The following is a 25573-nucleotide window of genomic DNA, read 5'->3' on the forward strand; positions in this document are numbered from 1 at the left end:
CATCACCCATTCGGCTCAGTGTCGTTGGTGGTGATGTTGAGCGTCGTCTGGGGCCTGGGGTGGGTTGTGACATCGATTGAACGGACCGCGTATCCCCGGTTCAAGCGGCTCATCACCGCGCATGAGCTGCATCTGTTCTTCTCCCCGAGTCGCGATGAGTTGGAGTGGGCGGCCAATGCCACGGACTGCGATGAGCATCTGCTGGCCCTGCTGCTGATGCTGAAGTCATACCGGCGTATGGGGTGCTTCCCAGCGCTGGAGGACGTCCCGGAGATGGTGGTGGACTTCGTCCGGCGGGCGGTGGAGCTGCCGGAGGGCACGCTGCCGGTGTACCGGGCGCAACGGACCGCCAAGCACCACCGGGGCCTGGTCCGCAAGCAGGCCGGCGTGACGTACGACCAGGCCAAGGCCCGGGGGATCATCGAGCAGTCGATCCGCAAGGAGGCCGCGGCGAAGAATCGCCCGGCGGACCTGATCAACATCGCGCTGGAGAAGGTGGTGGAGGCCGGTCTGGAGCTGCCGGGGTTCTCGACCTTCGACAAGATGGCCTCGAAGATCCGCACCGAGGTGAACGCCTCGATCTGCGCAGGCATCCACGATCGCATGAGCGCTGCTCAGCGGGCGGGGCCCATGCGGCTGCTGGAGGACCGTGACAGCAACGGGACGACGCTGTTCAACCGGCTGAAGAAGCCCGCCAAGGGCCCGACCTGGTCGCACTTCAAGAACCTGAGCAGGCGTTTGGAATGGCTGGACGAGCTGGGCGACACCGATGTGTGGATGGAGGGTGTCGCCGCGGGGAAGGTCACCGACTTCGCCGGAGAGGCGGACGCCTCGGAGCTGCGGGACTTCGTCCCTGTCAAGCGCATCGCGCTGGTCGCGGGCCTGACGCACAAGGTGCGGGTGCGGGTGCGGGACGACCTGGCGACGATGTTCTGCAAGCGTGTGGCGACGAAGATCAAGAAGGCCAAGGCGGAGCTGGAGGAGATTCGGCTCGCGGAGCGGGAGATCGTCGAGGCCCTGATCGGGAACTACCGCACCGTGCTCAAGCACATCGACGAGGGCGGCCCGGCCCAGGAGGCGCTCACGAGGGCCGCGGTCATGACCGCCGAGGTCCGCCGGGCCCTGGATGGCCTGGACGAGGAGGCGTCGGTGGACGAGGTCGCGACGCGGCTGGAGGGCAGGGTCTCCCCGGCGGTCCTCGCCCTGGTGAAGGCCCAGGTGGTGCAGGCCGGCGGGTTCGGTGCGGTCACCCGCGCGGTGGAGGGCTTCGGTGGATTCACGAAGCAGTACGAGCAGATTGAGAAGGTCTCTGCCCACCACGGCAACTTCTGGGAAGTGCTGCTGTACGGGCAGATCGGCCGGGACCGGGCGGTGATGTCCCGGCCGCGTACGCGGATGCCCAGGTCGGAGGCTGTGGCGTCCTGGGCCTGGATGGCGAAGACCCGTTGGACGACCGCCTCGGCAGAGTCCTCCCGTGCTCCGCCGGCCAGGGCCTGGGCGTGGGCCCGCAGCCGGCGGACGTTCTCGTGGTCAAGCATCGGGCTGTGCCTCTCAGCCAGCGCGGTCAGGAGACGGCCTTGTCGAGGATGTCGGCGAGTTCGGTGGGTGCGGACAGCATCGGCCAGTGCCCGGTGGGCAGGTCGAAGCGCCGCCACGGCGGCTGGTTCAGGTAGGCCAGCATCGGCACCCCGGCATCCAGCAGCCCCGTGAAGTCATGGCACGCGACCAGGACACGGTCCACACCGGGACCGGGCTCGGCCGGGCCGGTAAGACGCTGGGCGTAGGTGCCGAACGGCTGAGGGGTGGCACGCGAGCGCAGAGCGTCCCGCCGGCCCTCATCGAGCCCGTCGAGGCTGCTGGACAAGCCCAGGACCTCAAACGGCGGCATCGGCAGCCGCCACCCGTCACCGGAAGCGGAGACCTGGTGACGCAGCTGGTCCGCTGCCTGCGGTGGCATGAGGTCCAGCATGCACATGCCCGCGGCGAACGGGGCGCTGTCCACATAGACCACGCGCTCCAGCCGGTCGTCGAGACGTCCGGCTGCCCCGGTCACCGGAGCAGCCGCATAGCTGTGGGCGACCAGCGTGACGCCGCGCAGATCGTTCCGCTCGACGAAGCCGGTGATGTCCGCGATGTGCGTGTCCAGGTCCGTCTCGGGTCCGCCCTGGTCTGCGTGCTCGGCCAGGCCCGTCAGTGTCAGCGGCAGCGCCGCGTGGCCGCGCTCGCGCAGAGCGCGGGCGGTGTCTTCCCAGGCCCACGCCCCGAGCCAGGCACCGGGAACGAGTACGAAGGTGGTCATGTGATCTCCCAGAAGTAGGTGCTGCGGGGAGCGTAAGGTCGATACAGGACAGAATCCGCCCTGAAATGCCGAGTGATCCATGTCGCATCCCCTCACCCGCGTGCTGACCCTGCTGGAACTCCTCCAGTCCAACGTCCGGCTCACCGGGGCGGAGCTGGCAGACCGCCTGGAGACCGACGTCCGCACCGTGCGCCGCTACACGGCCCACCTTCGCGACTTGGGCATCCCCGTGGAGGCCGAACGCGGCCGCTACGGCGGCTACCGACTGGCCCGCGGCTACCGCATGCCACCTCTGGTCCTCACCAATGACGAGGCCCTCGCCGTCGTTCTTGGCCTGCTCGCGGCAGAACGTCTGGGCATGGGCACTGCCGCGCCGGCCAGTGCCGGTGCCTTGGCCAAGATCGAGCGGGTGCTTCCGCACGCCCTGCGCGAACCGCTCGCCGCCATGCGGGAGACCCTGTCCTTCACCGCCAACGCCGTGATCGGGCAGGCACCCGGAACCGGCGTTCTGCTGGCACTGGCCCAGGCCTCCCGCGCCCACACGACCGTCGGTATCAGCCACCAGTCCTGGCGCCAGGAACACACCGAACGCGACATCGACCCATACGGCGTGGTCTTCCACACCGGCCGCTGGTACGTCGTCGGCCACGACCACCTCCGCGACAGCCTGCGTACCTTCCGCATCGACCGCATCGCCTCCGTCACCTCCCGAGCCGACAGCTTCACCGCACCCGACGGCTTCGACCCCGTGGCCCACCTGACCTCGACCCTCGCTCAGGGGCCCTACCGCTGGCAGGTCGAGGTGACGATCCATGGCCCCCTCGATGAGATCGCTCGCCGGCTGCCTCGCTCAGCGGTGACCCTCACCGCCCAGCCCACCGGCGTTCTCATGCACGCACGGGCAGAACGGCTGGACGGCATGGCCCACATGCTCGCCTCCCTGGAGTGGCCCTTCACCATCCACCATCCCGACGAACTACGGCAGGCGCTCAAGGATCTGGCCGCCCAGCTCACCGCAGCCGCCCAGCGGAGACCGGAAGAACTACCGCAGTAAATGCCGGATTTACTGCGGCAGAGCCCACACCGGCAGACGGCGCGGCAGGTGAAGGTGCCAGAGCCCGATGGGTCATCGCCGGACTCCTGACGCTCCGTCACGATGACCTCGCTCGTGGAGAACGGTGTGAGGATGGTCGAATCCCGCTTCCGGTCCGGTGGGCGGGCGGAAATCAGGTGCGTGTGCATCGCCGGCATGTCACGCTCCGCCCGTGGACCGGGAACAGATCTCCAGGCATGCTCATGCGGACCATCCGATCGCAGCCCCACTCGATGACGACTCGGTGCGCCGACTGCTGGAACGTGGTCTCTCACGTGGTGCCGAGCGCGTACTCGACCTCGGCTGCGGCGGCGGAGAGTGGCTCCTGCGGGCCCTGGCCGTGCATCCGCGGCTGCGGGCCGAGGGCGTCGACATCTCCGAGAGCTCGCTGGCACACGCGCGTCAGGCCGCGAGTCGGCTCGGCGTGGACGACCGCCTGGCCCTCCACCATCAGGACGCTGCGCGTTTCGCCGCCTCCCACGCCTTCGACCTGGTGCTCTGCGTGGGAGCCACGCACGCTTTCGGCGGCCTGCTCCCCACTCTTGCGGCGGCGCGTGAGCACCTGGCCCCCGGGGGGTGCGTTCTGGTCGGTGACGGATTCTGGGACCGTGAGCCTTCTCCCGAGGCCGTCGAGCTGTTCGGGGACCTCGCCGACCTGCCGATCACGCTGGACCGGATCGCCGCGGACGGGTGGACGCCTGTCCAGGGGCATATCAGCACCCGTCAGGAACTCGACGCCTACGAGTGGGCCTGGACGGGGTCGCTGGCCTCATGGGCCCTGGACCATCCCGACGATCCGGACAGCACCCAGGCGCTCGAGGCAGCCACCACCCACCGCGACCAGTGGTTGCGCGTCTACCGGGACGTGCTGGGCTTCGTCTGCCTCGTCCTGCGTCCGACGCGGGACTGAACTCTGGGCGGGGCTGCGCCTGTGGTGGTGGTCAGTCTGTCGCGAGGGCCTCGTAGAGGGACCTGAGGGTGGCGGTCGTCTCGGGGGGCGCGGGGCGCAGGGGTGGGCGGACCGGGCCTGCGGGGAGGTTCAGGGTGGTGAGGAGGGCCTTGGTGGTGACCGTGCCGGGGAGGCCGTTCGCCATCATCGCCTCGATGAGGTGGGTGGCCCGTTGCTGGAGGTCGGCTGCGCGGGCCGTGTCGCCCGCGTCGAACGCGTCCAGGATGCCGCGCAGGTGGCCCGGGACCACGTTCGCGACCGTACTGACGTATTCCGAGCCGCCGACCGCGTACAGGGTGAACGGCAGTTCCTATTTCTTTCAGTGGATATCAGTCATCATCAGGGAATATCCTGATGTTGTGAAGCTTTCCGAGTGGGCGGCGCGCAACGGCGTGCATTACCAGACCGCGTGGACCTGGGCGAGGGAGGGTCGTATGCCGGTCCCGGTCGTCCAGACGCCGTCGGGTACATGGCTCGTGACCGAGTCCGTGCCGCAGGCCGCCGGGCGAGTCGTGGCGTACTGCCGTGTCGCGTCCGGTGACCAGAAAGCTGACCTGGAGCGCCAGGTCGCCCGGACCGTTCAGGGCGCAACGTCCCGGGGTCTGGTGGTCGCCGACGTGGTGACGGAGGTCGGCTCCGGCGTGGACGGGCGCCGGCGCAAGCTGCACCGGCTGCTCGCCGACCCGGATGTGGGGACGATCGTGGTTGAGCACCGTGACCGTCTCGCCCGGTTCGGTGTCGAGCACCTGGAGGCCGCCCTCTCGGCCTCGGGGCGGCGTCTGCTCGTCCTTGACCCGGCGGGGACCGCCGACGACCTCGTACGGGACATGACCGAGGTCCTGACCTTGATGTGCGCACGCATGTACAGCCGGCGCTTGGCGAAGAACCGTGCCGCCCGGGCCGTCGCCGTCGCCATCGGCCCGCAGGTGGCCGGATGAAGAAGTTCAAGCCGCAACCGGGCTTCACCGTCCTCGCGCACAAGCTCGCGCTGGACCCGAACGCCACCGCCGGCCGTCGCCTGCACTCGCACGCGGGTGCCGCGAGGGCAGCGTACAACTGGGCGGTCGCGTACATCACCGCCGTGTGGTGGCAGCGCAGGGCCGAGCAGTCGTACGGCATTGCCGAGGACGAGTTGACACCGTGGCGGTCGTGGTCGCTGCCCTCGCTGCGCAAGGCGTTCAACGAGGACAAGCGCACCAGCCTGCGCTTCGCCGGCTGGTGGGAGGAGAACTCCAAGGAGGCATACAACACCGGCCTGGCAGGCGCGTCGGCGGCGTTCGACAACTACGCGAAGTCGAAGAGCGGCAGGCGCAAGGGCCGCAAGATGGGCGTCCCCCGCTTCAAGTCGAAGCGGAAAGCGCGCCTGACCTGCCGGTTCACCACCGGAACGATCCGTATCGAGCCTGACGGACGACACATCACCCTGCCCAGGATCGGCCGCGTCCGCCTCCATGAGAGTGCCTTTCGCCTGCGGGCCCTCGTCGATGCCGGGCAGATGCGGATCCTGTCCGCGACGGTGCGTCTGGACCGGGGCCGCTGGTTCGTGTCGTTGCAGGTGGAGGAGAAGCACCGGCTGGTGAAGGTCGCCGGTCCGGACGCGGCGGTCGGTATCGACCTCGGCATCAAGACCCTGGCCGTCCTCGCGGGCAGCGACGGTGTCCTCGCTGCAGAACCCAACCCACGCCACCTCGACCGCGCGCAGAAGCAGCTGCGCCGCGCCAGCCGCGTCGTCTCCTGCCGGCAGGGCCCCGACCGGCGCACCGGGCAGCAGGCGTCGAAGCGCTGGGAGAAGGCCAACCGGGCGCGGAACAAGATCCACCACCGGGTCGCGAACCTCCGCGAGGACACCCTCCACAAGATGACGACCCGTCTCGCCCGCGAGTACGGCACGATCGTCGTCGAAGACCTCAACATCGTCGGCATGGGCCGCAACCGGCGCCTGTCCCGCCGCGTCGCGGATGCCGCGTTCGGTGAGATCCGACGCCAGCTCGCCTACAAGACCCGTCGGCGCGGCACGCGACTTGTCGTCGCCGACCGCTGGTTCCCCTCCTCGAAGACCTGCTCCCGCTGCGGTGTGGTGAAAGCCAAGCTGCCCCTCGGCATGCGTGTCTTCGAGTGCGACAACTGCGGACTGGTCATCGACCGGGATGCGAACGCCGGACGCAACCTGGTCGCTCTCGCGGCCCGCACCGCAGGTACCGGAGTGGCCGGAGACCTGGACCCCGCCAAGGCGGAGTCGAAGCCCCGTGGAGCCGACCGGAAGACCCGCAGCACCCGACCGCGCCGCGAGGCCGGGGCGGGGCGGGCAGGTGGCGCAATCCCCGGCCCCCGGGCCGGGGCGGAAACGGGAGACCGTCAACAGGGCACCGGCGCGCAACTCGCGCTCGGGTGAGACCGTTACGGACCATTCCGGCGGAAACGCCGGGATTGCTGAGATCACTTGACGATCAAAGCAACGGTCATGGCGGTAGTGTCCGCCTGAGCAATCGTGTAGCACTACTTAAAATTGTTACAGACCACTGTTAAGTATCGGTGATGGATGGGTGAGCTTGATAGCCGTCGTGCGGGGTGGGTACTTGGGTGTTCCCGACCGAGAGGAGGCGGAGCACCGTGACCGCAACCATCGAGCGACGGCCGGTCCGCGCCACGGAAAGCCGTGACGAGCACAGTGTGGGCGAGCTCGTCGGGCAGGCCACCGAGCAGGTCTCCCGGCTGGTACGGCAGGAAGTGGCCCTGGCCAAGGTGGAGCTGGCCGAGAAGGGCCGCCGTGCCGGGCGCGGCGGCGGCATGCTGGGCGCCGCGGGCGCCTTCGCGTACGCGGGACTGCTCGGGGCGGCCGCCACCGGTGCGGCGGCGCTCGCGCTGGTTCTGCCGGTGTGGGCGGGGGCGCTGATCATCACGGCCGTGCTGTTCGTGATCGCCGGCGTGCTGGCCGTGCTCGGCCGGGGACAGCTGCGGAAGGCCGTACCCGCGACGCCGGAGCGGACGCTGGACAGCGTGAAGGCCGACGTGGAGGAGATCAAGGGAAGGGCGCACCGATGACGCGGGACGTGAAGGGCGTGAGCGCGCCTGCACAGGTGGAGGGGTCCGGAGCAACCGGTTCCGGGTCCCACATCGAGCCCGGGGGCCGTCAGGATGCCGCCCGCGGGGTCAAGGGGCCGGACGAGCTGCGGCAGGAGATCGAACGGACCCGTCACGAACTCGGGGACACGGTGGAGCAGTTGGCCGGGAAGATGGACGTCAAGGGGCAGGCGAGGGCCCGCGTGGAGGAGCTGCGGGACCGGGCCGGGGCGATGACCGTACAGCTGCGGAGCAGCGCCACGCAGGCCCGTCGGGTGGGGACGCGGAAGCCGTGGCCGGTGATGATCGCAGGCGGGGCGGTGGCCGGGCTGGCGGCGACAGCCGGGATGGAGGTGCTGCGGCGGCGCGGGACGCACTGAGAGCCGACCGAGCGGGCCGGGCGGGTGCGGCCGAGGGTCGGCCGGACGGGATGTCCGGCCGACCCTCGGTGCGGCGGTGCACGCCCTACGGGCGGAAGCGCAGGATCTGCGGGTCGTGGTCGCTGATCTGGTCGTGGAACTCGGCGTTGATGTGCACGCTGTCGTACGAGAACGCGCCGCCGCGGCGGATCGACGGGCTGACCAGGATCTGGTCGAGGACCTGGCTGTTGCCCTGGTAGACGTAGGAGTAGCGCTCGCTCTTCGGCAGGGACTTGACGGCCGACCAGAGGGTGCCGTCGCCCTCGAGGATCTTCGTCGTCCGGGAGAACTCGAAGTCGTTGATGTCGCCCAGGGCGATGACGTCCGCGTTCTTCTGCGTCTTGAGGATCTTCGCGGTGAAGTCGTGGACCGCCTTCGCCTGGAGGTGGCGCTGGGTCTCGGAGCTGCGCGACGGCGGCTGGTTCTGCGAGGTCAGGCTCTGGTCGCCGCCCTTGGAGGCGAAGTGGTTGGCGATCACGATGACCGTGCGGCCGCGGAAGACGAACTCGCCGGCCAGCGGCTTGCGGCTGTTCTCGAAGGCCTTCGACATCGGGTCGATCCGGCCGGGGGAGTGCGTCAGGGCCGCCTTGCCGCGCACCTTGGTGACGCCGACGGCCGTGGTGGCGTCGCCGCCCGCACGGTCGGTGAAGGAGACCCGCTGCGGGTCGAAGAGGAACACCTGACGGATGTTGCCGCCCGGTTCGCCGCCGTCGGCCTTGTCCGCCGGGTCGACGGAGCGCCAGTCGTAGCGCGGGCCGCCGGCCGCCTCGATCGCGTCGATCAGCTCGGCCATCGTCTCGTCGGCGGCGACCGTGCCGTCGTCGGTGGAGCCGTTGTTGTCCTGGATCTCCTCCAGGGACACGATGTCGGGCGACTTCAGGTTGCGCACGATCGCGTCGGCGTGCGCGGCGAAGGTGTCGTCGGACGGGTCGAGGTTCTCCACGTTGTAGGTGGCGATCGCCAGTTCACCGGTGTGCTGCCGGCGGGTGGACTCGCGCCGCTGGTCCTTGCTCTTCAGCGTGCCGAGTTCGCCCGCCACGAGCGTGTAGCCGCCGAACTGGTTGAAGTCCAGCGGGCCCGCGGTGGGGCCGGCGAGGGTGTCGCCGACGTTCGCGTCGGGGAAGTCCGCGGCCCGGCCCAGGGACTGGATCTGCAGGCGGCCGGTGTTCTGGGCGTCGTAGGAGCCGTAGACCGTGCCGCCGCGCAGGTTGCGGTTCTCCCACGGCTTCACGGTGACCCAGAGTTCGGTGTACGGGTCGGTGGCGCCGACCACCCGGGCGTCGGAGACCTGGACGTTCATGCCCTCCAGGGACTCGTAGAGGTCCAGGGCGTACCGGTCGGGACGCAGCGGGAGCGCGTTGACCGAGCCGTTCGCGGCGGGGTCGCCGGCCGGGGCGTAGGCGGCGGGGACGGACCGTGCGTCGATCCTGGTGGCGGCCGGGACCGGGTTGCCGCGGGAGACGACGCTGACCGTGGGGCGGGTGATCTCCGTCAGCGACTGGTTGCCGGAGGCCGTACCGCCGGGGACGAACTCCGTGACCGTGCCGGACACCGTGACGGCGTCGCCGACGGCGACCCCCTGGGGGGTCGAACCGGTGAAGACGAAGACGCCCTCACTGGTGGCCGGGTCGGTGTCCGGGTTCGGGTCCTGGATCCAGAAGCCGCGGGACGAGCCGTAGGTGCGGATGCCGGTGACGATTCCGGTCACGTCGGTGACCTGCTGTCCGGCGTACGGCGATATCCGGGTGTCGCCCTGGATGTCATGGATGCGCACGGACCCCGCGTGCGCGGGCGAAGCGAGGGTGACGGTGGTCGCCGCGCACACGGCGGCGACGGTGAGCGCGGCGAGGCGCGTGGACGACTTGCTCGGCAACGGATTCCCTCCGGGAAACGTGATGAGTGCCGGGGCGAGGGTGGCAGGTGTGACGTGCGGGGCGTGCGGGGCGTGCGGGGCGTGCGGGGTGTACGGGGCGTGCAGGCCCGGTGCGCGGCCGTCCGCCGTTTTCTACGCGCGTCAATCTCCAGCCTGGCCAGGCCACTTGTCAAGGTTTCGGCCATGTACGGCGGCTGAAGGAGAGGTGAAGCGGGCGGCTTGGGTGGGAATCCGTCTAGGCTGAGCGGTTGAGTCGCAAGAGGCGCCGAGGACAGCACCTAGGAGAAACAGCCGATGTCAGACAGCTCTCCCCTGCCGCCGGCGCGGCTGCACCCCGACGCGGAGCTGGCGCGTGAAGCACTGTCCACGCCGTTGCTGTTCCGGGCGGTCCGGCTCGCCCGCTGGGCCGGACCCGCGACCCGGGTCGACGCCGGCGGCGGGCTCGTCGACGAGCAGCTGCCCGCGGCAGCCGAGGCGCTCGGCCTGAGCGGGGAGGAGGCCGCCGCCGACGCCGGTGAGGCATGGCGTGTCGCGGTGGACGCCGGCCTCGTCGACGTGGTCGACGAGGAGGAGGGCACCGTCACCGCGGGTGCAGACCTCGCGCTGCTCACCGGAGGCTCGCCGCAGGACGTCCTCACGGTCTGGCTCGCCGCCCTGGAGACGGTGCTCGCCGACGCGAGCGTGCCCGACCTGGAGGGGCTCGTCGACGCCATCGCCGCCGGGGACGGATCCGGCGAACTCGACCTCTCCTCGCTCGACTGGGACCCCGAGGCCGAGGCGGAGTTCCTGGACGGGGTGCTCCGCAACCTCTACCTGCTGACCGTCGGCGAGGAAGGCCCCGCCGGGGCACCGGTGCCGCTGCCCGCGCTGGCCGCGTCCGTGCTCGTCCCCGACGACATGCCGGAGCCCACCGACGACGTCCTGCGGCAGGTGTCCGACGCGATGATGCGACTGGACGACCAGTTCCGCATGCTGGCGCCGGTCGGACTCGTGGAGTACCAGCCGGTCGACGAGGCGCTGCTGGTCGAAGGGGACGTCGAAAGCGACGAGGAGCCCGCGGAGCCGCAGGACGACACCGACGTCTCCCGCTACGGCGTGGTGCGGCTGACCCCGCTCGGGCTGTACGGGCTGCGCGCCCGGCTGCTGGAGGCCGGGTTCGAGGCACCGGCGGTCGGGGACCTCGCGGACAAGGGCGCCGACGCGCTGCTCGACGGCACGGCCGTGTTCCCGCCGGCGGCGGCCCACGCGGAGACCGAGCAGTGGCTCGCCCGGCGTGAACCCCTCGCCGCGGCAAGGGAGTTGCTGGACGCGGCGCGCGGGAGCGACAAGAGTGCCCCGCTGCGGCGGCTGCAGTGCCAGCAGGCGCTGTCGCTGGTCGGCCTCTCGGCCGAGCCCGCCCTGCGGGAGGTGCTCGACGACGCGGAACTCGGCGGGCTGGCCCGGGTGTGGCTGACCGAGCACGGGGCCACCGACGTCCCGCCGCCCTCCGAGGCGATGATCTTCTGGCTGACCGTCGACACGGTCGCCGCGCAGCTCGCCGCCGAGGGCAACTCCGAGGAACTGCGGGCCCTGGTGGAGGGACTGGCCCGCCAGCACAGCGGCTTCTTCGCCACGGCCTGGCGGGTGGAGCACCCGGCCACGGCGGACGTGCTGGAGGCGATGGGCCGGCTGCACCCGGACAAGAAGATCGCCAAGGAGGCCCGCAAGGCGGCCTTCAAGGCCCGGTCGCAGCACGGAGGTTGAGGAGTCCTCCCCGCTCGGGGCAGGCCGTGCGGCACGCACGGGGCCGGGTGGCCCCGTGCGGTTCACCGAAGCGGCCGCCGGGGTGCCCCGCGGAGTTCAACCGGCGTTCAGGCGTGGGCGGAAGCGTGGCGACGTACGAGGTCGGCCCCACGGCAACTCACCGCCACAGGAGACTCCATGTCGCTCACCCGCAGGGACTTCGCCAGAACATCCGCGGTCGCCGGTGCCGGTGTCGCACTGGTCGGCAGTGTCGGCGCCCTCGCCTCCGCACCCAACGCCCTCGCGTCCCACGACGCCGAGAGCGCGGAGGAAGAGCGGGAACAGGACCGGCACCGCCACCCCGCGGTCGGCTACGGCCCCCTGGTCCCCGACCCCGACGGCATCCTCGCCCTGCCCGCCGGCTTCTCGTACCGCATCCTCACGTACACGGGCAGGACCAGGCTCGAGTCCGGCGAGTTCACCCCGTCCGACCACGACGGCACCGCCGCCTTCGAGGGCCCCCGCGGCACCACCCTCCTGGTCAACAACCACGAGATCGACGGCCCGCGCGACGAGGCGGAGCACCCGGTCCCGCTCGCCGAGGGCCTCGTCTACGACCCGGGCGCCCCCGGCGGCTGCACGGTCGTCGAGGTGCGTCCCGACGGCAGCGTCGCCGAGTGGGTCGGCATCGCCGGCACCGCCGACAACTGCGCGGGCGGCAGCACCCCCTGGGGCACCTGGCTCACCTGTGAGGAGAACTCCGACCGGGCCGGCGAGAACGGCATGACCAAGGACCACGGCTACGTCTTCGAGGTCGACCCGGCCGACCGGCGCGCCAACCGGGACCCCAAGCCGCTGAAGTTCTTCGGCCGTTACGACCACGAGGCCGTCGTCATCGATCCGGGGCGCGGCCACGCCTACCTCACCGAGGACGCCGACGAGCCCAACGGCCTGTTCTTCCGCTGGACCCCGCCGAAGGACTTCCGCCACGGCCCCGGCAGGTTCCGCGTCCTCGCCGACGACGCGGGCGTCCTCCAGGCGCCCAAGTGCTACGACTCCGGCGGCCGGTTCGTCGACGACCTCTCCCGCGCCACGAGGACCGGTACGGTGTACGGCGTCGACTGGGTCGACGTACCGGACCGCGACGCGCGGACCGTCTCCGTGCGCGAGCAGTTCGGACCCGGCGAGATCACCCGTGGCCGCAAGCTGGAGGGCATGTGGTGGGGCGACGGCGGGGCGTACTTCGTCTCCTCGTACGCCCGTGAGGAGAGCCCCGGCCGGCACGACGGCCAGGTCTGGTTCTACGACCCCCGGCGCCGCACGGTGACCCTCAAGGTCCTGCTCGGCGTGAACCCCGACCCTTCCAAGGACGGCGCCCTCGACGGCCCCGACAACATCACCGTCTCCCCGTACGGCGGGCTGGTCATCGCCGAGGACGGCGACGGCGTGCAGCACCTGTTCGGCGCCACCGACAGCGGACGCACCTACCCCATCGCCCGCAACGAGCTGAACATCGGTACCGAACAGGAGCCGGAGTTCAGCGAGTTCACCGGCGTCACCTTCTCGCCCGACGGAAAGACCCTGTACGCCAACATCCAGGAACCGGGCATCATGCTCGCCGTCACCGGCCCCTGGAAGCGCCAGAAGCGCGGCTGAACCAGCCTACCGGGGCCACCCGCCATCACGGTGGTGAGGGCAGCGCCCGCGCCGGTGTCCGGGATTGCTGAGGGAGGACTGCGGCCGTAGCCCTCCGGTCCGGGGCCGGGTGCTCGGGGGCGCCCCTGCGGACAGGGGCGCCCCCGGGTCCGCCCGCGCGGTCAGAGGGACTGGGCGGCCGGCTTGACCATGCCCCGTACCGTGCGGGACTTCACGAACTCGCCCATCGCGGTCATCTCCCACTCGCCGGAGAACTGGCGGATCAGCTTCGCCATCATCACGCCCGTCTGCGGCTCGGCGGAGGTGAGGTCGAAGCGGACCAGTTCCTCACCGGTGCCGGCGTCCAGGAGACGGCAGTACGCCTTGGCCACCTGGGTGAACTTCTGGCCGGAGAACGAGTTGACCGTGAAGACCAGACCGGTGACGTCCTGGGGGAGGCGGCCGAGGTCCACCGTGATCGTCTCGTCGTCCCCGGCGCCCTCGCCCGTGAGGTTGTCGCCGGAGTGCTGGATCGCGCCGCCCACGATCTGGAGCTTGCCGAAGTAGCAGCTGTCGACGTGGTTGCGCTGCGGGCCGTAGGCGATGACCGAGGCGTCGAGGTCGATGTCCTTGCCCCGGTACGCGGGCTCCCAGCCGAGGCCCATCCGGACCCGCGAGAGCAGCGGGCGGCCGCCCTTCATCAGGGAGACGGTCTGGTTCTTCTGGAGGCTGACCCGGCCCTTGTCCAGGTTGATCTTCCCGGTGCCGGGCGCGGCGGCGGGCGCCGGCGGGGCCTGCGGGGCGGACATCGGCGGGGCCGGCGGGCTCACCGGCGGCTGCGTGGCGGGCGGGGGCGGAGTGGCCGGCTGGGCGGGGGCGGCCGGCTGGGCGGGAGCGGCCGGTTCCTCGACCGTGACTCCGAAGTCGGTGGCGATGCCGGCCAGGCCGTTGGCGTAGCCCTGGCCGACCGCGCGGGCCTTCCAGGCGCCGTTGCGCAGGTAGATCTCGACGACCACCAGGGCGGTCTCGGTGCCGAGGCGCGGGGGCGTGAAGGTGGCCAGGACCGCGTTGTCGTCGGCGCTCCGGATGGTGGCCGTCGGTTCGATGCCCTGGAACGTCTGGCCCTGGGCGTCGGGGCTCGCGGTGACGACGATCTTCTCGATGCCGGGCGGGACCGCCGCGGTGTCGACGGTGATGGCGTCGGGGGCCGTGCCGCCGCCGGAACGGTAGGTCACACCGGGACCCGCGGGCTGGTTGTAGAAGATGAAGTCGTCGTCGGAGCGCACCTTGCCGTCGGAGGTGAGCAGCAGGCCCGATACGTCGAGCCGCACCGGGGCGGCGACGTCCACCGTCACACGGGCGGTGGGGAGGGAGATGTTCGAGCCGGGGGTCATAGCTGTCATGCCGGGTGAACGAGCGGAGGCGATTTACCGTTCCCTTACCTGTGGCCCGAATGGGGCAGTGGCTCTCAGCGTCGGTTGCGGGGGTGGTTGCGGGCGGTGCGCTCGTTGCCGCGCTTGTAGTTCCCGGTCCAGCGGGCCATGACGAGCTGGGGGTCGCTGCTGGTGACCTCGGTGAGGAAACGGGCGGCGCGGTCACCGTTCAGGGTGGTCGCGGGGCGGTTGTGGTGGGTGATGTGCACGGTGCCGTTGGGGTGGGCCTCGTAGGCGAAGCCGTGGGGTCGGGGCATGCGCGGATGCTACGGCGGCAGAGGTGGGGCGGCCCAGGGGATTTCGCCCCCGCCGCCCTTCCCTCCCCCAAGCTCTCGGCTTCTCCCCCGAGTTCTCGGCTCCGCTCGAACAGGGGGGACCCCATGAGCAGGAGGGACCCCCATCGACCCCGGGGCTCCGCCCCAGACCTCGTCCTCAAACGCCGGAGGGGCTGTTTTCAGCCCCTCCGGCGTTTGAGGACGAGGCCCGCAGGGCCGAAGGGGGGCTGGGGGCGCAGCCCCGGGGGACGGGAACGGGCAGGGGCGGCGGGGGCGGGGAAAACCTACGGAACCACCACGGTCTTCCTCCCCACCCCCCGGGCGAACTGCTCCAGTGCCTCCGGGTAGCGGTCGAGCGGGATGCGGTCGCTGATGAAGACGTCCGGGTCCAGGACGCCCGTCGCGAAGAGTTCGGCCGCGCGCTCGTAGCTGTGCAGGACGGCCATGGAGCCGGTGATGGTGATCTCCTGGTTGTAGATGCGGTAGGGGTCGATCGTCACGCGGGTCGCGTAGTCGGCGACGCCGAACTGCAGGAAGGTGCCGGCCTTGGCGACCCGCTCCAGCCCGTCCTGGATCGCCGCCGCGTTGCCCGTGGCGTCGACGACGAGGTCCCAGCCCTGCGGCCGGTCCAGCTCGTCCGCGTCGGTCGCCGAGGCGGAGACGCCGAGCTGGTGGGCGGTGGCGAGGCGGTCGGCGTTGATGTCGACGACGTCCACGCTTGCCGCGCCGGTCCGCTTGGCCAGTTCCAGCATCATCAGGCCCATGGTTCCGGAGCCGTAGATGAGGACGTGCGCGCCGAGGCGGGACCGCAGGACGTCGTAGCCGCGCACCGCGCAGGAGAGCGGCTCGATCAGGGCGGCGTCCTGGGTGCGGACGTGCTCGGGCAGCTTGACGCAGTTCGCCACCGGGGCCACCGCGTACTGGGCCGCCCCGCCCGCCGTGGTGACGCCGATCGCGGCCCAGCGTTCGCACAGGTTGTTGTGGCCGGTGCGGCAGTGGCGGCACTCGTAGCAGTACAGGGAGGGGTCCACGGCGACCCGGTCGCCGAGCGACACCTCGGTGACCTGGGAGCCGACGCCGACGACCTCGCCCGCGAACTCGTGGCCGGGGACGATGGGCAGCTTCGGCGCGAACTCGCCCTGGAGGATGTGCAGGTCCGTCCCGCACAGCCCGCAGGCCGCGACCTCGACGACGACCTCGCGGGGCCCTGGCGTCGGGTCCGGGACCTCGGCGACGACTGCGCGGCCCACGGACTCGATGACGGCGGCCTTCATTTCACGGCTCCCAACGACAGGCCCTGGACGAGTTTGTCCTGAGCGGCGAACCCCGCGGCGAGCACCGGCAGGGAGATGACGAGCGACGCGGCGCACACCTTGGCCAGGAAGAGGCCCTGGCTGGTGATGAAGCCGGTCAGGAAGACGGGGGCGGTCTCGGCGACCACACCCGTCAGCACCCGGGCGAACAGCAGCTCGTTCCAGCTGAAGATGAAGCAGATCAGGGCCGTCGCCGCGATGCCGGGCAGCGCCATCGGGGCGACCACGCGCGCCAGCACCGTCGGCAGCCGGGCCCCGTCGATCTGGGCGGCCTCGATCACCGCGACCGGGATCTCCGAGAGGAAGGAGTGCATCATCCACACGGCGATCGGCAGGTTCATGGAGGTGTGGAGCAGGACCAGCAGCCAGACGTTGTCGAGCATCCCGGCGTTCTTGGCGAACAGGTAGATCGGCAGCAGGCCGGCCACGACCGGCAGCATCTTGGTGGAGAGGAAGAAGAACAGGACGTCCGTCCACCGCTTCACCGGACGGATGGACAGGGCGTACGCCGCCGGGAGTGCGAGCAGCAGGACCAGGACCACCGAGGCCACGGACGCCACCGTCGAGTTGATCAGGGACGGCCAGGGGCTCGCGCCGCCGCCCGCGCCGAAGAACTCGCGGTAGCCGTCCAGAGTGAGGGCGGCGGTGAAGGACGGCGGGTTGGTGGCCGCGTCCTGCTCGGAGTGGAAGGACGTCAGCGCCATCCAGGCGATGGGCAGGAAGAAGACGATCCCGGCCAGCCAGGCCACCAGGCCGAGACCCGCTCCCTTGCGGATCCGGCCGCGGGTGCGTACGGCGACGGTGCTCATGCGCGGGACACCTCCTCGCGGAACAGGGACGACACGACGCGCAGGGCGAAGGTCGCGATGATGATCGAGCCGATGACGACCAGGACGCCGGCGGCCGAGGCCAGGCCGTTCTCATGGGCCTGGTAGAAGGTCTGGTAGACGGTGTAGGGGAGGTTGGCGGTGCCCAGGCCGCCGGACGTGATCGTGAAGACCGCGTCGAAGTTCTGCACGATGTAGATCGAGCCGAGCAGGGCGCCCAGTTCGAGGTAGCGGCGCAGGTGGGGCAGCGTGAGGTGGCGGAAGATCTGCCAGTCGCCCGCGCCGTCGACCCGGGCCGCCTCGATCTGCTCCTGGTCCCGGCTCTGCAGCCCGGCGAGCAGGATCAGCATCATGAACGGTGTCCACTGCCACACCAGCGCGGCCTGAACCGCCAGGAGCGGGGCGCCCGAGATCCAGTCCGGTTGCGGGCCGCCGACGTAGCGCAGCAGGCCGTTGAGCAGGCCGTACTCGGGGTTGTAGAGGACGTGTTTCCACAGCAGGGCCGCCGCCACCGGCACCACCAGGAACGGTGCGATGAGCAGGGTGCGGACGATGCCCCGGCCGCGGAACCTCCGGTCGAGCAGCAGGGCGAGCAGCAGCCCGAGGACCAGGCTGGTGAGGACGACCGCCACCGTCAGCAGGATCGTCGTCCAGACCGACCGGCGAAGGTCGGGGTCGCCGAGGACCTCTCCGTAGTTCTCGAAGCCGGCGAACTTCCGGGCGTCGGGGTAGAGGGAGTTCCAGTCGAAGAAGGAGATCACCAGCGTGGCCACGAAGGGCAGCTGGGTGACCGCGATCATGAAGATCAGGGCGGGCAGCAGCGGGGCCCTGGTGGCCCAGCCGCGCAGCCGGTCGGAGCGCAGGCCACCGCTCGGGCGGATGTCCGGGGCGGCCACGGGGGCCGTCGTCGTGGCGGTCATCGTCCCTCGTACTCCTCGGAGATCTCTTCGGCGAGCCGCTGGGACTTCTTCAGGGCCGACTCGACGGACTGGCGTTTGGCGATGGCCGCGCTGATCTCCTGGGAGACCTGGGTGCCGAGGTCCGTGAACTCGGGGATGCCGACGAACTGGATGCCGGGCGCGGGCCGCGGCTGCACACCCGGGTCGTCCGGGCGGGCCTGCTCGATGGCCTTCCTGGTCATCTCCTGGAAGGCCGCGGCCTGCGCGCGGTAGTCCGGGTCGGCATAAGTGGAGGCGCGCTTGCCGGCCGGGACGTCGGACCAGCCGATCTCGTCGCCGACCAGTTGCTCGTACTCCTTGCCGGAGGCCCACGAGACGAACTTCCAGGCGTTGTCCGGGTTCCGGGAGGCGTTCTGGATGCCCCAGGCCCAGGTGTAGAGCCAGCCGGCCGACTCCGTCTTCTCGACGGGGGCGGGGGCGTAGCCCATCTTGCCCTTGACGGGAGAGTCGGCGGACTCCAGGGAGCCGGCCGCGGAGGTGGCGTCGTACCACATGGCGGTCTTGCCCTGAGTGGTGTTGTTCAGGCACTCGGCGAAGCCGGACTGGGCGGCGCCTGCCTGGCCGTGCTCGCGGACCAGGTCGACGTAGAACTTCGTCGCCCGCTGCCACTCGGGGGAGTCGAGGCGGGCGTTCCAGTCCTCGTCGAACCAGGTGCCGCCGAAGGTGTTCACCACGGTCGTCAGCGGGGCCATGACCTCGCCCCAGCCGGGCAGACCGCGCAGGCAGATGCCCTTCATGCCGGGCTCGGCCCCGTCGAGTTGCGCGGCGATGTCGGCCACCTGCTCCCAGGTGGGGGCGGCCGGCATCGTCAGGCCCTCCCGCTCGAGGATGTCCTTGCGGTACATCAGGAACGAGGACTCGCCGTAGAAGGGCTGGCCGTAGAGCTTGCCGTCGTCCCCGGTGAGGGACCGGCGCATCGGCCCCAGGATGTCCTGTTCGTCGTAGGCGGTGTCCTCGTCGACGTAGGAGTCCATCTCCCGGAGCCAGCCGTTGCGGGCGTAGATCGGGATCTCGTAGTTGGACAGGGTGGCGACGTCGTACTGGCCGGCCTGGTTGGCGAAGTCCTGGCTGATCTTGTCGCGGACGTCGTTCTCCGGCAGCACGGTGAAGTTCACCTTGATGCCGGTGTCCTTGGTGAAGTGCGCGGCGGTCAGCTTCTGCAGCGTCACCATCTGCGGGTTGTTGACCATCAGGACGTTGACGGCGCCACCGCCGGATCCGGCCCCGCCCGCTCCGACCCAGCAGCCGGAGAGCAGCGGGGCGAGCAGCGTCCCTGCGGCGGCCGCGGCGAGTGCGGCTCGCGGCGGCCTCCGTCGGCTCTGGGTTCGCATGGATCGCTCCTGCACGTATAGGGAGGTTCAGGGGGGTATCAGACGTTGCTTGGACGGCTCGGCCCGCGGGGGAGTGGAACGGTGTGGGGTGGGAACGGCGCGCGGTGCGTCGTGGTACGCCGTGGTGCGGGGGCGCGCGGGGGTGTGCCGTGGTGCGGTTTTACCGGGTCAGACCCGGATGACCTGGGGCCCCAGCAGGGAGTAGCGATGGGCCTCGGACGCCGGGAGCAGCGTGCTGGTGACGATCGCCTCCAATGCGCCGACCTCGGCGAACCGGCAGAAGCTGACCGCCCCGAACTTGGTGTGGACGCCCGCGAACACCACCCGGCGCGCGGCCCGGACCGCCTGCGTCTTGACCTCGCTGACCGCCGGGTCGGGCGTGGTCAGACCGTGTTCGCGGGAGATGCCGTTGGCGCCGATGAACGCCAGGTCGACGACGAAGCCGGAGAGCATCTTCGTCGTCCAGTGGTCGACGGTGGCGAGGGTGCCGGAGCGGACCCGGCCGCCGAGCAGCAGCACGGACACGGTGCCGGTCTCGGCGAGCGCGCCCGCGACCGGAAGGGAGGCGGTGACCACGGTGAGCGGCCGGTCCCGGGGCAGTGCCTCGGCGATGAGCTGCGGGGTGAAGCCCTCGTCGACGAAGACCGTCTCCGCGTCGCCGAGCAACTCGGCCGCGGCGTTCGCGACCCTGCGCTTCTCGGCCACATGGCTGGTGGCGCGGAAGGCGAGCGTGGTCTCGAAGGCGGCGCTCTCCACGGGATAGGCGCCGCCATGGGTGCGGCGCACCAGGCCGTGGTCCTCCAGGGCGCGCAGGTCCCGTCGCACGGTCTCCTTGGCCACGCCCAGATCGGTGGCGAGCGCCGTGACGTCGACCGAGCCGGTGGCGCGCGCCACCCGGACGATCTCCCGCTGGCGCTCTTCGGCCGTTCTGTCGCGCATGGCCGAACACCTGCTTCCTGATCTCGCTGCCCGTTCGGGCCCTGTGGGGTCCTTGCAGGCAGTTGTACAGGTGGTCCGCGCGGCTGACCAGGCCTGTTGTGGAACCGGTACTGCCCGTTTCCGCCCGTTCGCCTCCGGCCGTGTCCGGCTCGGACCTGCACGGGGACGGACCGGGGTGCGGAAACGGGCGTCGCGCGTGCCCGAATGCGGCGGCGGGCGGGCCCGTTCGGTGCCCGCCCGCCGGTGGGGCGTCGGATTTCCGCCGCGGCCACGCACGCGCGTGCCGTCGATGTGCCGGTGCCGGTGCCGAGCCCGCGGCTTCGGCGGCGCGTCGGGCCCGTGGTCTCAGTACGGCCAGATCGGCGGGTCGGTCACGAAGTGGCCGCCGATGCGCGCGTGCGCCTCGTTGTCCGGATCCAGTTCGCCCTGCTCGGCGACGAGCTTCGCGGCGAACGGCTCGGAGTCGTCCTGCGGGTCGTAACCGAGCGCACGCGCGGAGGTGAGGTCCCACCACAGGCGTGTGTTGGCGGACGAGCCGTGGACGACCGTGTGTCCGACGTGCTCGGCGGTCAGGGCCGCGTGCAGGAGGCGGGCGCCGTCGGCGGGGCTCATCCAGATCGAGAGCATCCGCACACTGGTCGGCTCGGGAAAACAGGATCCGATGCGTACGGAGACGGTCTCCAGGCCGTGCTTGTCCCAGTAGAGCTGGGCGAGGTCCTCGCCGAAGCACTTGGACAGGCCGTAGAAGGTGTCCGGGCGGTGCGGGGTGTCGACGGGGATGAGCGGGTCGTCGGCCGGAGGGCGGGGTGTGTAGCCGACGGCGTGGTTGGAGGAGGCGAAGACGATGCGCCCGACGCCCTCCTCGCGTGCGGCCTCGTACAGGTGGTAGGTGCCCTCGATGTTCGCCGCGAGGATCTTCTCGAAGGAGGCCTCGAGGGAGATGCCCGCGAGGTGGATGATCGCGTCGACACCGCGGACCGCCTCGCGCACGGCCTCCTTGTCGGCCAGGTCCGCGACGATCGCGTCCGGCTCGCCCTCGACCGGGTGCAGGTCGAGCAGGCGCAACCGGTAGCCGTAGTCCGGGAGCAGGCCCCGCATCAGGGTGCCGAGGCCGCCGGCGGCGCCGGTGAGCAGAACGGTGCGGGGAGCGGGCATCCAGGGATCTCCTTGCATCACCGGCCGTGCATATGTGCGCACGGCATTCATATTCGTGGACACGCTAAGGAGGTGGGCCGTGACCCGTCAAGTATCCCGCGTCTTCCCGTGGAACGGGGGAATCGGCTGGTGCCTGCCGGGTTCGCGCGCTTGACCGGCGTCCCCGGGGCGCCTTAGCGTGACACGATTCAGGGATGTAGACATTGATCACGAATATGGACCAGGGAGAGCTTGTGACGCCAGCCCCTCTCGCCACCCGACTCGGCAACCCCAGCGGACCGCTGTTCTTCCCGGTCACCGCCTACGGAACCGACGGCTCCATCGACCTCGACACCTACCGGCTCCATGTACGACGCGGGGTCGAGGCCGGGGCCGCCGCCGTCTTCGCCTGCTGTGGGACCGGGGAGTTCCACGCCCTGACGCCCGAGGAGTTCGAGACCTGTGTGCGGGCCGCCGTCGAAGCGGCCGAGGGGCGCGTCCCGGTCGTCGCGGGCGCCGGCTACGGCACCAGGCTCGCGGTGCACTGGGCCGAACTCGCCCGACGCGCAGGGGCGGACGGGCTGCTCGCCATGCCGCCCTACCTGGTGCGGGCCGGCCAGGAGGGGCTGCTGCGGCACTACCGGGAGCTCGCCGCGGCGACCGCCCTGCCGTTGATCGTCTACCAGCGCGACAACGCCGTGTTCACCCCCGCGAGCGTGGTCGAACTGGCCCGCACCGACGGGATCATCGGCCTCAAGGACGGCCACGGCGACCTCGACCTCCTGCAGCGGACCGTCAGCGCCGTACGCACCGAGGCTCCCGGCGGCTTCCTCTACTTCAACGGGCTGCCCACCGCCGAACTGACCCAGCTCGCCTACCGGGGCATCGGCGTCACCCTCTACTCGTCCGCGGTGTTCTGTTTCCTGCCCGAGGTCGCCCTCGCCTGCCACCAGGCCCTGCGCACCGGCGACCGGGCCACCGTGGACCGCCTGCTGGACGGCTTCTACCGGCCCTTCGTCGAACTGCGCGACCAGGGCCCCGGGTACGCCGTCTCCCTGGTCAAGGCCGGGGTGCGGCTGCGCGGGCTCGATGTGGGCGAGGTGCGGCCGCCGCTGAACGAGCCGTCCGGGGATCATGTCGAACAACTCGCTCGGCTGATCGAGCGAGGGCTCGCGCTGCTCAAGGAGGCCAAATGAAGGCATCGGCGTTCGTCTACCCCTGGGACGTCAACGGGGACCCGGAGGCCCCCGCGCGGATCGCCGCGCTCGGCGTGGCGCAGGTGACGCTCGCCTCCGCCTACCACTCCACCCGCGCGCTGACCCCCCGCCACCCGCGCCACCGCGTCGTCACCGCCGAGCACGCGGCCGTGCTCTACCCGGCCGGCGCCCACTGGTCGGGCCGCACCCCGCGCCCCCACCCGGCCGGGTACTGGGCCCCCGGCGACGCCTACGGCGAGGCCGCGACGGCGCTCGCGGAGGCGGGCCTGGAGGTGCACACCTGGGTCGTGCTCGCGCACAACTCGCGACTCGGCGCCGAACACCCCGACACCTCGGTCGTCAACGCCTACGGCGACCGCTACCCCTGGGCACCGTGCATCGCGCAGCCCGCCACGCGCGCTTACCTGACCGACCTGGCCGCCGAGGCGGCGGTGCGGCCCGGAGCGCGCGGCACCGAACTGGAGTCCCTCGGCTGGTACGGGCTGGCCCATCTGCACGCCCACGACAAGACCGCAGGGGTCGGCCTCGGGGACGCGGGGCAGTACCTGATGTCCCTGTGCTTCTGCCCGTCCTGCCGCGAGGGCTACGGGGCCCAGGGCCTGGGCGCCGGCGAACTCGCCGCGTCCGTGCGGACCGCGCTGGAGCCGGTGTGGCGGGGGGCGGCCTCCGGCGGGGGAGGCTGGACGGGCGTCGAGAAGCTCCTCGGCGCGAAGACGGCGGCCGCCACGCGCGCGTGGCGCGAGGAAACGGCCCGCACGCTCCAGGAGGCGGCGGTCCGGGCGGTACGCGACGCGGCGCCCGAGGGCTTCCAGGTCCTGCTGCACGCGGACCCGGTGTCGTACCACTGCGGCGCCAACGCCGGCGTCGACCCCGCGCACATCCTCTCCGTCGCCGACGGCGTGGTCGTCCCCTGTACCGGGGGCCCCGGCCTGCTGACGCCGTTCGCACAGGAGAACCACCCGGGCGGCGTCCTCGCCGCCAACTTCACCGTGGTCTCCGGCATGGGCGGCAGCCCCGGCACCCTCACCGCGGACGCGACCGAGGCCCGCCGACTCGGCGCGACGGAACTACGGCTCTATCACGCCGGGTTGGCATCGGACGGCGACCTGGAGGCGATACGCGCGGCGCTCGCCGCGCTCTGAAACAGCCCCGCCGCCGGCACCAGCAGGGCGAGTCCGAGGACGGCCAGTACGGGCCGGTGGTCGATCAGTTCCACCAGTGCCGCGCCGACCGCCAGCCCGATCACGTTCGGGGTGAACACCAACGTGTTGGCGGTGGCGGTGACCCGGCCCAGCAGCGGGCCCGGGGTCTCGCGCTGCACGGCGGTCAGCGCGGCGATCAGCAGGGCGGGCAGCCCCGCACCGATCGCCGCGCTGCACGCCCACGCCACCGGATCGGACGGCACCGCCCGCAGCGCCACCCCACCGGCCAGCAGGACGATGCCGTACGCCGCGAACCGCCGCTCGCCCAGACGGCGCAGGGCGGGCCCCGCGCACAGGCCGAGGGCCACCGACCCGGCGCCCTGGACGGCGTACAGCACACCGGAGTACGCGGGGGAGCGGCCGAGGCCGTCGACGACGGCGTAGACCAGCGCACCGTTCAGCCCCGCGCACAGCATCGTGGCGCCACCCGCCAGGACCAGGGGCCACAGGACAGGGTGCGCGCGGAGGAAGCGGACGCCCTCGGCGGTCCGGCCACGTTGGCCGGCGGTCGGCGGCGCGGGACGCTTCTCGCGGACGTGCAGAAACAGGTACAGCACCGCCGCGACGGCGAACGTGACCGCGTCCAGAAAGGCGACTCCCGGTCCGCCGTGGGCCGTGTAGAGGCCCGCGCCCGCCAGGGGGGCCAGCAGTTTCATGCCCTCGGTGGCGGTCATGCGCAGTCCGCCCAGGTCACCGAGGAGCGACCGGTCCACAGCGGTGGCGGCCAGCGCCGACTCGGCCGCGTCGTTCACGACGCCTGCCGCGCCGTACACGAACAGGACGGCGAAGAGGAGCCACAGGGCCTGCGGCGAGTCGACGGTGACGAGGGTGAGCAGGAGCGCGGCCATCAGCAGACTCGTGCCGATCAGCAGGGGCTTGCGGCGGACCCGGTCGGCGAGTGTGCCCAGCAGCGGGCCGGCCAGGGTGGGCGCCCACATGGCCAGCAGGCACAGGGCGGCGAGGCCGTCCGAGCCGGTGAGGTCCTTGACCCAGATCCCGGAGGCGAGCCACAGCGCGGAGGTGCCGAAGCCGGAGACCACGACCCCGGCGAGAAGGAGCCCGGCATCGGGGTCCCGGAGCACGCGCACCAGTGCCCACGTCGTGCCGTTCGGCGGTTCGCCCGTCGTCCCGTTCGTCGTCATACCCGGTCATCGTGGGGCTGAGGACCGGCCGTGGGGATCGGGCAGGTGCCGTAGAACGGGGAGGGAGGAGCGATGAGTTCCGGGTGCGGCATAGGTCTGCTTCCCAGGAGGCACACCCACCACGACCACGGAGGAGCAGCCCATGACCGACCCGATCCTCGACCTCGGACCGCAGGCGCGGGTCGTGGCGCGACTCGCCGAGGGGGTCGCCGAGGCGCAGCTCGCGGACGGAACGCCCTGTCCGCGGTACGCGGTGCGCGACATCCTGGGCCACCTCGTGGGACTGGCCGTCGCCTTCCGCGACGCCGGGCGCAAGGACCTCGGCGCCACCACCGACACCGGCCCGGACGCCGCCGTGCCGGACCTCGAACCCGGCTGGCGCGAGGAGCTGCCCCGGGTGCTCGGCGAACTCGCCGGCGCCTGGCGGGACCCCGGGGCCTGGACCGGCATGACCAGGGCCGGGGGAGTGGAGCTGCCGGGCGAGGTGGCCGGAGCCGTGGCAGTCGACGAACTGGTGATCCACGGCTGGGACCTGGCCCGTGCCACCGGCCAGGACTACGCCCCCGACCCCGCCGCCCTCGATGCCGCGCACGCCTTCCTCCTCGCCGCCGCGGCGGAACCCGGCCGGGACGGCGGCGGGGGCATCTTCGGCCCCGTGGTGCCGGTGCCGTCCGACGCCCCGCTGCTGGACCGGACCGTGGGACTGAGCGGCCGCGATCCGGAGTGGACGCGAAAGGCCTGACCAGGGAAG

At 71.4% G+C, this 25573-nt stretch carries 22 protein-coding genes and 2 pseudogenes; 12 read left to right on the plus strand and 12 right to left on the minus strand.

Annotation, left to right across the window (positions count from 1 at the left end; translation table 11 throughout):
* Positions 1-33: 33 nt before the first annotated feature.
* A pseudogene (locus AC6F7H_RS22735) lies at positions 34-543 on the plus strand (DUF4158 domain-containing protein); the annotation flags it as partial.
* A 1021-nt stretch (positions 544-1564) separates the two neighbouring features.
* Here the strand turns inward: AC6F7H_RS22735 and AC6F7H_RS22740 are convergent.
* Positions 1565-2299, minus strand: a complete 735-nt coding sequence (locus AC6F7H_RS22740; protein WP_500758747.1) for an alpha/beta fold hydrolase — start codon at positions 2297-2299, stop codon at positions 1565-1567.
* A gap of 79 nt (positions 2300-2378) precedes the next feature.
* Here AC6F7H_RS22740 and AC6F7H_RS22745 point away from each other — a divergent pair, with 79 nt between their 5' ends.
* Together AC6F7H_RS22745 and AC6F7H_RS22750 are read left to right on the plus strand one after the other, a co-directional pair.
* A complete protein-coding gene (locus AC6F7H_RS22745) occupies positions 2379-3353 on the plus strand; it encodes a helix-turn-helix transcriptional regulator (RefSeq protein ID WP_500758748.1) in 975 nt (324 codons plus the stop codon).
* A 211-nt stretch (positions 3354-3564) separates the two neighbouring features.
* Positions 3565-4302, plus strand: a complete 738-nt coding sequence (locus AC6F7H_RS22750; protein WP_500758749.1) for an SAM-dependent methyltransferase — start codon at positions 3565-3567, stop codon at positions 4300-4302.
* A gap of 31 nt (positions 4303-4333) precedes the next feature.
* Here the strand turns inward: AC6F7H_RS22750 and AC6F7H_RS22755 are convergent.
* Positions 4334-4636, minus strand: a pseudogene (locus AC6F7H_RS22755) (dihydrodipicolinate synthase family protein); the annotation flags it as partial.
* 64 nt (positions 4637-4700) lie between these two features.
* Here AC6F7H_RS22755 and AC6F7H_RS22760 point away from each other — a divergent pair.
* From AC6F7H_RS22760 to AC6F7H_RS22775, 4 genes are all read left to right on the plus strand, one after another.
* Positions 4701-5279, plus strand: a complete 579-nt coding sequence (locus AC6F7H_RS22760; protein WP_500758750.1) for an IS607 family transposase — start codon at positions 4701-4703, stop codon at positions 5277-5279.
* Positions 5276-6733, plus strand: a complete 1458-nt coding sequence (tnpB, locus tag AC6F7H_RS22765) for an IS607 family element RNA-guided endonuclease TnpB (RefSeq protein WP_500758751.1) — start codon at positions 5276-5278, stop codon at positions 6731-6733. The genes AC6F7H_RS22760 and tnpB overlap by 4 nt, the downstream gene beginning before the upstream one ends.
* Before the next feature lie 218 nt (positions 6734-6951).
* On the plus strand, positions 6952-7383 hold the full coding sequence (locus AC6F7H_RS22770) for a phage holin family protein (protein WP_500758752.1): 432 nt from the start codon (positions 6952-6954) through the stop codon (positions 7381-7383).
* Positions 7380-7781: a DUF3618 domain-containing protein gene (locus AC6F7H_RS22775; protein ID WP_500758753.1), complete on the plus strand. Its 402-nt coding sequence runs from the start codon at positions 7380-7382 to the stop codon at positions 7779-7781. Before AC6F7H_RS22770 ends, AC6F7H_RS22775 begins: the two co-directional genes overlap by 4 nt.
* An 85-nt stretch (positions 7782-7866) precedes the next feature.
* On the opposite strand, the gene AC6F7H_RS22780 is transcribed toward AC6F7H_RS22775, so the two are convergent.
* Entirely contained in the window at positions 7867-9693 is a 1827-nt protein-coding gene (locus AC6F7H_RS22780; RefSeq protein ID WP_500758754.1) for a DUF8508 domain-containing protein, read from the minus strand.
* A gap of 294 nt (positions 9694-9987) precedes the next feature.
* Here AC6F7H_RS22780 and AC6F7H_RS22785 point away from each other — a divergent pair, with 294 nt between their 5' ends.
* The gene (locus tag AC6F7H_RS22785; RefSeq protein ID WP_500758755.1) at positions 9988-11436 is read left to right on the plus strand and encodes a hypothetical protein; all 1449 of its coding nucleotides are present in this window, start codon (positions 9988-9990) and stop codon (positions 11434-11436) included.
* A 177-nt stretch (positions 11437-11613) separates the two neighbouring features.
* Positions 11614-13071: an alkaline phosphatase PhoX gene (locus tag AC6F7H_RS22790; RefSeq protein ID WP_500758756.1), complete on the plus strand. Its 1458-nt coding sequence runs from the start codon at positions 11614-11616 to the stop codon at positions 13069-13071.
* A 161-nt stretch (positions 13072-13232) separates the two neighbouring features.
* On the opposite strand, the gene AC6F7H_RS22795 is transcribed toward AC6F7H_RS22790, so the two are convergent.
* The 8 genes from AC6F7H_RS22795 to AC6F7H_RS22830 form a co-directional block, all read right to left on the minus strand.
* Positions 13233-14444: a TerD family protein gene (locus AC6F7H_RS22795; protein WP_500762002.1), complete on the minus strand. Its 1212-nt coding sequence runs from the start codon at positions 14442-14444 to the stop codon at positions 13233-13235.
* A gap of 74 nt (positions 14445-14518) precedes the next feature.
* Positions 14519-14740: a hypothetical protein gene (locus tag AC6F7H_RS22800; RefSeq protein ID WP_500758757.1), complete on the minus strand. Its 222-nt coding sequence runs from the start codon at positions 14738-14740 to the stop codon at positions 14519-14521.
* A 302-nt stretch (positions 14741-15042) separates the two neighbouring features.
* Entirely contained in the window at positions 15043-16032 is a 990-nt protein-coding gene (locus AC6F7H_RS22805) for a zinc-dependent alcohol dehydrogenase family protein (protein WP_500758758.1), read from the minus strand.
* Complete coding sequence (locus tag AC6F7H_RS22810; protein ID WP_500758759.1) at positions 16029-16880, minus strand: carbohydrate ABC transporter permease; 852 nt, start codon at positions 16878-16880, stop codon at positions 16029-16031. The genes AC6F7H_RS22805 and AC6F7H_RS22810 overlap by 4 nt, the downstream gene beginning before the upstream one ends.
* Positions 16877-17818: a carbohydrate ABC transporter permease gene (locus AC6F7H_RS22815; protein WP_500758761.1), complete on the minus strand. Its 942-nt coding sequence runs from the start codon at positions 17816-17818 to the stop codon at positions 16877-16879. Before AC6F7H_RS22815 ends, AC6F7H_RS22810 begins: the two co-directional genes overlap by 4 nt.
* On the minus strand, positions 17815-19188 hold the full coding sequence (locus AC6F7H_RS22820) for an ABC transporter substrate-binding protein (protein WP_500758762.1): 1374 nt from the start codon (positions 19186-19188) through the stop codon (positions 17815-17817). The genes AC6F7H_RS22815 and AC6F7H_RS22820 overlap by 4 nt, the downstream gene beginning before the upstream one ends.
* A gap of 168 nt (positions 19189-19356) precedes the next feature.
* Positions 19357-20127: a DeoR/GlpR family DNA-binding transcription regulator gene (locus AC6F7H_RS22825; RefSeq protein WP_500758763.1), complete on the minus strand. Its 771-nt coding sequence runs from the start codon at positions 20125-20127 to the stop codon at positions 19357-19359.
* A 345-nt stretch (positions 20128-20472) separates the two neighbouring features.
* Positions 20473-21282, minus strand: a complete 810-nt coding sequence (locus AC6F7H_RS22830) for an NAD-dependent epimerase/dehydratase family protein (protein ID WP_500758764.1) — start codon at positions 21280-21282, stop codon at positions 20473-20475.
* Between the two features lie 233 nt (positions 21283-21515).
* On the opposite strand from AC6F7H_RS22830, the gene AC6F7H_RS22835 reads away from it, so the two are divergent.
* Both AC6F7H_RS22835 and AC6F7H_RS22840 read left to right on the plus strand, forming a co-directional pair.
* A complete protein-coding gene (locus AC6F7H_RS22835; protein WP_500758765.1) occupies positions 21516-22457 on the plus strand; it encodes a 5-dehydro-4-deoxyglucarate dehydratase in 942 nt (313 codons plus the stop codon).
* Positions 22454-23620, plus strand: a complete 1167-nt coding sequence (locus AC6F7H_RS22840; RefSeq protein WP_500758766.1) for a hypothetical protein — start codon at positions 22454-22456, stop codon at positions 23618-23620. Before AC6F7H_RS22835 ends, AC6F7H_RS22840 begins: the two co-directional genes overlap by 4 nt.
* On the opposite strand, the gene AC6F7H_RS22845 is transcribed toward AC6F7H_RS22840, so the two are convergent.
* Positions 23557-24822, minus strand: coding sequence for an MFS transporter (locus AC6F7H_RS22845; RefSeq protein WP_500758767.1), 1266 nt, complete (start codon positions 24820-24822; stop codon positions 23557-23559). The two genes, AC6F7H_RS22840 and AC6F7H_RS22845, sit on opposite strands and share 64 nt — an antisense overlap.
* A gap of 142 nt (positions 24823-24964) precedes the next feature.
* Between AC6F7H_RS22845 and AC6F7H_RS22850 the strand changes: the two genes are divergently transcribed.
* On the plus strand, positions 24965-25564 hold the full coding sequence (locus tag AC6F7H_RS22850) for a TIGR03086 family metal-binding protein (RefSeq protein ID WP_500758768.1): 600 nt from the start codon (positions 24965-24967) through the stop codon (positions 25562-25564).
* The last annotated feature ends 9 nt before the right edge of the window (positions 25565-25573 follow it).

The organism is Streptomyces sp. MMS24-W38, from assembly GCF_059889265.1.